This is a genomic window from uncultured Citricoccus sp. (assembly GCF_937871995.1).
GTDB lineage: Bacteria > Actinomycetota > Actinomycetes > Actinomycetales > Micrococcaceae > Citricoccus.
In genome coordinates this window covers 1-6,513 of the sequence record NZ_CALMQR010000005.1, presented here as the reverse complement: position 1 = coordinate 6,513, position 6,513 = coordinate 1, and the positions used below count along the sequence as shown (strand labels likewise).

8 protein-coding genes are annotated in these 6,513 nt (G+C 66.5%); 5 read left to right on the top strand and 3 right to left on the bottom strand.

Going from position 1 to position 6,513, the window contains the following annotated elements; genetic code table 11:
* The first annotated feature begins 171 nt into the window (after positions 1 to 171).
* Positions 172 to 834, top strand: a complete 663-nt coding sequence (locus tag Q0283_RS00195) for a TetR/AcrR family transcriptional regulator (protein ID WP_183525439.1) — start codon at positions 172 to 174, stop codon at positions 832 to 834.
* Between the two features lie 338 nt (positions 835 to 1,172).
* Here the strand turns inward: Q0283_RS00195 and Q0283_RS00190 are convergent, their stop codons facing one another.
* The gene (locus Q0283_RS00190) at positions 1,173 to 1,700 is read right to left on the bottom strand and encodes a DUF4240 domain-containing protein (protein WP_183525442.1); all 528 of its coding nucleotides are present in this window, start codon (positions 1,698 to 1,700) and stop codon (positions 1,173 to 1,175) included.
* 185 nt (positions 1,701 to 1,885) lie between these two features.
* Positions 1,886 to 3,439, bottom strand: coding sequence for an insulinase family protein (locus Q0283_RS00185; RefSeq protein WP_183525445.1), 1,554 nt, complete (start codon positions 3,437 to 3,439; stop codon positions 1,886 to 1,888).
* Positions 3,440 to 3,909: 470 nt separating this feature from the next.
* On the opposite strand from Q0283_RS00185, the gene Q0283_RS00180 reads away from it, so the two are divergent.
* From Q0283_RS00180 to Q0283_RS00165, 4 genes are all read left to right on the top strand, one after another.
* Positions 3,910 to 4,239 carry a PadR family transcriptional regulator gene (locus tag Q0283_RS00180; RefSeq protein WP_183525448.1) on the top strand — a complete coding sequence of 110 codons (330 nt, stop codon included), beginning with the start codon at positions 3,910 to 3,912 and terminating at the stop codon, positions 4,237 to 4,239.
* An 11-nt stretch (positions 4,240 to 4,250) separates the two neighbouring features.
* Positions 4,251 to 4,640 (top strand): hypothetical protein, encoded by a 390-nt coding sequence (locus tag Q0283_RS00175; protein WP_183525451.1) that lies wholly within the window; start codon positions 4,251 to 4,253, stop codon positions 4,638 to 4,640.
* Positions 4,641 to 5,007: 367 nt separating this feature from the next.
* On the top strand, positions 5,008 to 5,175 hold the full coding sequence (locus Q0283_RS00170) for a hypothetical protein (RefSeq protein WP_183525454.1): 168 nt from the start codon (positions 5,008 to 5,010) through the stop codon (positions 5,173 to 5,175).
* Between the two features lie 229 nt (positions 5,176 to 5,404).
* Positions 5,405 to 6,019, top strand: coding sequence for a recombinase family protein (locus tag Q0283_RS00165; RefSeq protein ID WP_298041871.1), 615 nt, complete (start codon positions 5,405 to 5,407; stop codon positions 6,017 to 6,019).
* Between the two features lie 360 nt (positions 6,020 to 6,379).
* On the opposite strand, the gene Q0283_RS00155 is transcribed toward Q0283_RS00165, so the two are convergent.
* Positions 6,380 to 6,513, bottom strand: a 134-nt coding sequence (locus tag Q0283_RS00155; RefSeq protein WP_298041878.1) for a ribbon-helix-helix protein, CopG family, incomplete at its 5' end; no start/stop codon positions are given.

Sequence of the window (6,513 nt, the reverse complement as noted above, 5' to 3'; positions counted from 1 at the left end):
TCGGAGACACCGGAGCGTGGGATAGGGGAGGAAATGGGCGCACTCGGCCAAGGCAGGGCCGGCCGGGTTCGTGTCACAGTGTGCCAGAATGGCAAGTACTGTCGCTAACCGTAGGTGCTGGAACGTGCCTAGAATCACACCGCATAGCGGCCAAAACGATGAAGGGTGCCCGTGGCCCACCACAACCCCACCAGGAACGCTGCCGGAGGGAACCCCGCCCCGGGCATCCCGGTCCGGGACGTGCCGGACCTGCGGACCCGCCGACGACTGGAGACCCAGGAATCGATCCACCGGGCGGCCGTCGACCTCTTCGAGGCCCAAGGCGTCAAGGCCACGACCGTCGAGCAGATCGCCGCCCGCGCCGGGGTCTCCTCCCGGACGTTCTTCCGACACTTCGCCTCCAAGGAACAAGCCGTCCTGCCCGGCCAGCGCCGGCTGCTCCGGGCCATCGACGCCCTCGAACTCGACGGCACCGGACCCGATGCCGCGCTCCGGGCGGTCGAGGAGATGGCCGCCGCCGTCATCGCCGCCGAGCCCCAGGAAGACCTGAAGACGAACCAGCGGGTCCGACGGATCCTGCTGCGCGAACCGGACATCCGAGGCCTGGCGACCGCCCAGGAGCACGAGCTCGTACTTCGTCTACGCGACCGTCTGCTCAGGCGAGGCGGGGCAGACATGAACCTCATGACGGCCCGGCTCATCGCCGAGACCGCCATGCTGCTCTGGCGGTCCTGCTGGGACCACTGGGCCGAACTGGCCGACGCCGGTGAATCCCTGGAACCTGTCCAGCTGTACCGCCAGTACCGTGAGGGCTTGCAACGCCTCCTGACCTGAGATCAGAAAATCCCCTCGTGGACGGGGCCGTCAACCGGAGGCGGAAGGCGTTCAACCCAGGGTGAGAACGCCACGTATCTCAGCAGTCACACTGCCGACCCAAGATTCCCCCTCGGGTTGGACGGTAACCCGTGGGTTGCGCGACGGGGCCGATGGACACATGTGGGTAAGGGCGTGAATCGCAGTGACGGAACCGTCTACGGCGCCTGGTCGTTCAGGCCACTGAAGCGCTGCGGTGCGGCCCGGAAGCGGATGCCCGAACGGACGCGGCTGAGCGCGAGCCCGCAGTCATTCGTGCGAAACGCGGGCGGTGCTTCGGCGCTGTGAGCAGTTCCTGGCTACCAGTACGGCAGCGGGTTCAGTTTCGGGTAGCGGGCGCGGAGCGCGTCCTCATCGTCCTCATCCCACTCCTGCCCTGTGGGCTCCGCGGCTATCTCCGCTCCCGGACGAGACCCGTAGTCCATGAAGATCTCCCGGCCGGTCGCCTCCACGTAGACGTCCATGGCGACGTAGGACAACAACTCCGCCTCGGCGACCTGCCCGGCATCCTTCAAACGGCCATCGGCCAAGGCCTGGGGGTCGGACTTCACGGCCTCGAAGTAGTCCTGGCCCTGGGCGATGACCCAGCTGCGGAAGTCCGTGAAGCAATCATCCGAGCACCCGCCCATCAACAGGTACGCCGCGCCCCACAGATCCCACGAGTAGAGCTCGTCCCGGTGGGCCGCGAAGGCCACGTCAAACGCCGCGATCTCCTGGGCCGTCAGACCCGCCAGTGTGGCGGTCAGGCTGCCGGTCTGGTCCTCGACGCTGCCACCGGCCGATGACCCGGACTGGTCAATGATGTGCCAGAAACGGTCATCGTCCATCACCGCAATCGTGGGCATTTCCGTCGGACCCCCCGCCCCCTCCCCGCCGTTGGACGCTGCCGGGGACGCGTCGGTGACGTAGGCGAAATCCCCAGTGTCCGGGCCCTGGCTCTCGGCGTCTTCGCCGCATCCGGTCAGCGCGATGCCCAGCATCACGCTGAGCGCGACGCCCGCAATAGCTTTCCTCACACTGGTCCCTGTTCTCGATGCTCGGCACGGTCATCGCGAAGGTGTGTGGTGATTTGCCGTCGTTGCGGGACGTGCTGGCAGATCTGGTCTACGGCGCGGTCCCCGCCCTTCAGCACGGCCGTCGGGACCTCGATGACCTCGCCGTTGACGCCGACGACGGTGGTCTGGACGTCGTCCGGATCCGAGGCGTCCTGTTCCACCGCGGCGACCTGGTCCCAGGCCAGGGACCGCCGAAATTGGCCGTCCGTGACCAACACGCCACTCTCACCCACGACCAGCTTGAGTCCCTTGGGCACCCCAGCCAGTCGCGCGAACATCTTGACGGGGTAGACCGTCCCGGTGACCTCCGGGCCCGGTAGGGGGCCCATCACCGTTGCGACCAGACCCGAGGTGCCCGGCTCGGGCTCGTCGTCGAGGTCTATGGCCGGTACCCCGACGGCCAGGGTCGAATCCAGCCCGGCCAGCCAGGCTCGCACGTCCTCCTTGGTGATCGCGCGCACAGCTGCACCCAGGTCCTGCAGGGAAGGTTGCGGCGCCTGCAGGAAGCCTGCCTCGGCGGCGTCGAAGAGCTCGACGGTCTCGTGGTGCGGGTCCTCGAGTTGGTCCTGGACCTCCTGGTAGGCCGCCTCCCGGTCGGCGTCCGTCACGCCGTGGTCCCGCAGTTCGCGCAGGATACCCAGAATCCCCTCGGCCGCCTGAGGCAGGGAGGTCTTCGCGACCCGAACGATGACCACCGCCACCCCGGACTGTGGCTGCAGTGCCTGGCCGGCCTCGATGTCGTAGACCACCCCAGCGTCCCGGCGCAGCCGTCGGAAGGTCCGGCGGCGTAGCGTCCCGAGCACCAGCCGAGCCACCGGGTCTGCCGCGGCGGACATTCCTGGCACCTGGAAGGACAACACCAGGTCCTCACCGCCGGTGGTGTACTCCCCGGGCAAGACCAATGGGACGGGATCGAACTCCGGCACGGAGCGACGGGCACCCTCGGGCAAGGGAAGCTGCAAACCGGCCGGGGGGTCACCGCTGAGTACCAGCAAGGCGTTGCCGCGGGTGAAGTACTCACGAGTGAAGGAACGGATCTCGGCATCGGTCAGCTTCTCGATGAACCGCGACGACACCCCGGCCAGACCCGGTCCGCGCAGTCCGTAACGGACCGTCAGTGCCTCGGCCACGGCCGGTTCCCCAAGCGCCGAGACGTCGCCCTCGGCCGCGAGGATCCTCTTCTCGTGCTCGATCCGGGCTGCGGGCAGGGAACCGTCGGCCAGGTCGGAGATCGCCCGGCACAGAGACCGGAGTTGATGGGCCACCTTCTCCGGCGTCCCTTCCACTTGGAAGGTGGTGGTGAGCATTCCGGAACAGCCGTTCACGTCTGGGTCCAGGTCCTCTACCTCGGCGAAGGCCAGGTGCTCCACGAGGTGTCCCGTACCCAGAGTGTGGAAGGCCTCGTCCACCGCACCCGCACGGAAGATCAGGTCCGCCCGCAGGCGCCCCGGCAAAGCGCGCCAGTGGACCTCCACGCCATCGATCTCGGTGATGGTCGGTGCAGCACTCATGTCTTCCCTCGTGCGTCACGGCCACTCTTTAGCGGCCAAATCAGTGGTCGAGAACAGGGCGCCTCGAAACCGTGGTGTGCACCGAATGTACCCGGCGACATGACCCCCAAGGCGCATCCTGCCGTGTCAGACGCTCGTGGCGCACTCATGACGAGATTCTGAGCCACCTGCAGCCCCGTCTCGACGGAGCCGCTCACAGGGGCCACAGCCTTGCGACTGCCCGCCAGTTGCTTCTGCGGTCCCTATGCAGGCTGTTTCCGTGCCCACCGAAAGCCGCTCCCTGATCACTCTGCATCCTGCCACCAGACCAAGGCGCGTCCTACACCAGGCGCGCCATAGAGAGCATCGCCAGCTTCCCACACGGGGGATCCTTCGTCGGAGACGGGGCGGCCTCCCGCGTCAATGTTGGCAGAAGATGTCTAATCGGTACGTGAAGCGGTGCGACCATCTAGATAGCGTTACTATCTAACATGGCCTCGATCGACTGGTCCACGGAAATCACCCGGGCCGCACTCCCTCAGGCCGTACTCGCTCTGCTTAGCGCCGGACCGCAGCACGGGTACGCCCTGGTCGAGGTCCTGCGCGGCAGTGGCTTTCCCCGGGTCCAGGGAGGCACCCTGTATCCACTGCTTCGACGCCTCGAGGGCCAAGGCCTGGTGGAGCACCGGTGGGAGCACGATAAGACCGGACCGGGCCGCAAGGTGTTCGAGTTGACACCGCTCGGAGTTAACGAACTCGGACGGGCCCACGCCGCGTGGGACCACATGAGCCAGATGCTGGCAACTCTCCGCACCAACTGACAGGACGTTTCATGACCTACGAACGTGATTTGGCTTTCAACCTGCGCCTGCGCGGAGTTCCGGAAGCCCAAGTGGCCGAGGCGATCGAAGAGGTGCGTGCCCACACGGCATCCGATGACTCGTCGCCCGAGGCCGAGTTCGGCACCGCCCAAGAGTACGCAGCGAGTTTCCCCGCAGTGAAGCGGCGCAGCCAAGGCCAGCGCGTGATTGCTGTCACGGTCCTGCTGGCGATTGCCTACGTGGTGACCGCCCTGGTGCTTAAGCCGTTGGTCGGTTTCGACGTCACCGTCATCACGGGACCGCTGATCCTGTGGCCGGCCCTGGTGCTCGTGGCGGCAGGGCTGCTGGGCGGGTTCCTCACGGACTATCTCCGCCCAGCACCCCGCGCGACTCGGCGGTGAACACCTCACCGGCCATTCCACCCGGGGGCCACCCTCGCGGCGCAGGCTGGCCAGTCGCTGACTATGCCGCAGTTTCGAAGGGCAGTGACGACATTCGTTCAGAGTTGATCGGTGACACGGCCCCCTGTCGTACCGATCGATGTCGCAGTATGGACCAGGCGCACGACCCCCGGTTACCCAAACGAAATCGCCTGACCATGACATGGTTCACTCGCGTCTGACTAGGGTGGCAGATACCCCAACGTCCATGGTCAGGAGCCCCGATGCAACGCAAGGCTCTGGCAGCGGCCGGTATCGGCATCTCATCTCATACTTCCTCGCCAAGCCCGTCGACCCTGGCATCGCAAGCGGCGTGTGCATTGTGGCCATGGAAGCGGAATCGTCCGCCTGTAGTGGCCACTCGAACGTCGCCACCCAGCTGGCGACGCTCGAGATGGAGAGCACCGAGGCCAGGGTGGTCCGCGACGGGGTTGACGTCACCAAGCTCACTGATGACGGGTGGGGTCAGGTCCACGAGAACTTGCTGGTGCGATAGCCCGACCGATCTCCGTCGTGGGGGAACGGCCTACGGCATCCGGTCGTTGAGACCACCGAAGGACTGAAGGTGCGGTGATTCGTGCCCAGACGTGGGTCCTCCTAGACGATGGATCGCTGGGTCTTGCAGAGCCCGTGATGGAAGGCGCTTGGTGGCAGGATCGAGCGCTGCTCGACACTCGAGTCCAGCCATCCCGGGCTGGGCCGAGCCAACCTTTTGGAGGTGCGCCATGAGCGCACTGCTTATCGGATATGCCCGCTGCTCCACCGACCAGCAAGACCTGACCGCCCAACGCGACGCCCTGCTCGGCCTGGGCGTCGAGCCCGAGCGGGTCTACGTCGACCACGGCCTGACCGGCACGAACCGCGAACGCCCCGGTCTGCGCGAAGCACTGGCTGCCGGCCGGGCCGGCGACACCCTGGTAGTGACCAAGCTCGATCGCCTCGCCAGGTCGGTGCCCGATGCCCGGGCGATCGCCGACGAGCTAACGGCCCGGCAGATCAGCCTGTCGCTGGGCGGGTCGGTCTACGACCCCACCGACGCCATCGGGCGATTGCTGTTCAACGTCCTGGCCATGGTCGCGGAGTTCGAGTCCGACCTGATCCGGCTGCGCACCCGCGAGGGGATGAAGATCGCCCGGGACAAGGGCCGTCTGCGCAGCAAGCAGCCCAAGCTCAACCGTCGCCAGGAGGCGCATCTGGTCTCATTGGTCCACAGCGGCCAGTACAGCATCCTCGAGGTCGGCGAACTCTTCGACGTCGGCCGCTCGACGGTCTACCGCGCCATCGAACGCCAACGCGCCGCGGCCGAGACCCACCTCGCGGAGTCAACATCGCATCGGTGAAGCATGGTTGGCGTCGGCTGGCCAGCGTCATGCATTCACGCTGGACAGCCGACGCCACGCCACCAGCGGCCCCGGCGGCACATGCAGCCGCATCGCGGCAGGAAGGAGGCTGGGATTAGGGGAGCAGGTCCCAATATTGCCTCCTGGCGGGCATGGCATGACATGGCTCACCATCTGCTCGCCACTTTCAAAGACCAGTTCAACGGTCTTAAGCAAGCGGGCCCCGGTGTCGAAGCCGAGCCGTAACTCACGATGCGGCCAGTCATCTCCCTCTAAGGGGTTCTATCCACTGGAACCAGTCGGCTGCCTGGACCGCGTCCTCGGGGAGTACTCCGTGCTTGAGTGCGCTGGCGTGGACTTTCACGCTACAAAGTCAGTCAGGGCGCGGCGGATTGTCTCCGAGCGTGACAGGTGCTCTCGCGCGCCCCGCTCATCCAGTGCCGCAATTTCCTCGGCAGTGAGGCGCACGGCAACGACCTGCATTGGCTCAGCCC

Bases quoted from the DNA above. Each gene is read 5' to 3' on its own strand.
- Q0283_RS00170 (WP_183525454.1), top strand. From the start codon at position 5,008: ATGGAAGCGGAATCGTCCGCCTGTAGTGGCCACTCGAACGTCGCCACC.
- Q0283_RS00180 (WP_183525448.1), top strand. From the start codon at position 3,910: ATGGCCTCGATCGACTGGTCCACGGAAATCACCCGGGCCGCACTCCCT.
- Q0283_RS00175 (WP_183525451.1), top strand. From the start codon at position 4,251: ATGACCTACGAACGTGATTTGGCTTTCAACCTGCGCCTGCGCGGAGTT.
- Q0283_RS00190 (WP_183525442.1), bottom strand. From the start codon at position 1,700: ATGGACGATGACCGTTTCTGGCACATCATTGACCAGTCCGGGTCATCG.
- Q0283_RS00185 (WP_183525445.1), bottom strand. From the start codon at position 3,439: ATGAGTGCTGCACCGACCATCACCGAGATCGATGGCGTGGAGGTCCAC.
- Q0283_RS00165 (WP_298041871.1), top strand. From the start codon at position 5,405: ATGAGCGCACTGCTTATCGGATATGCCCGCTGCTCCACCGACCAGCAA.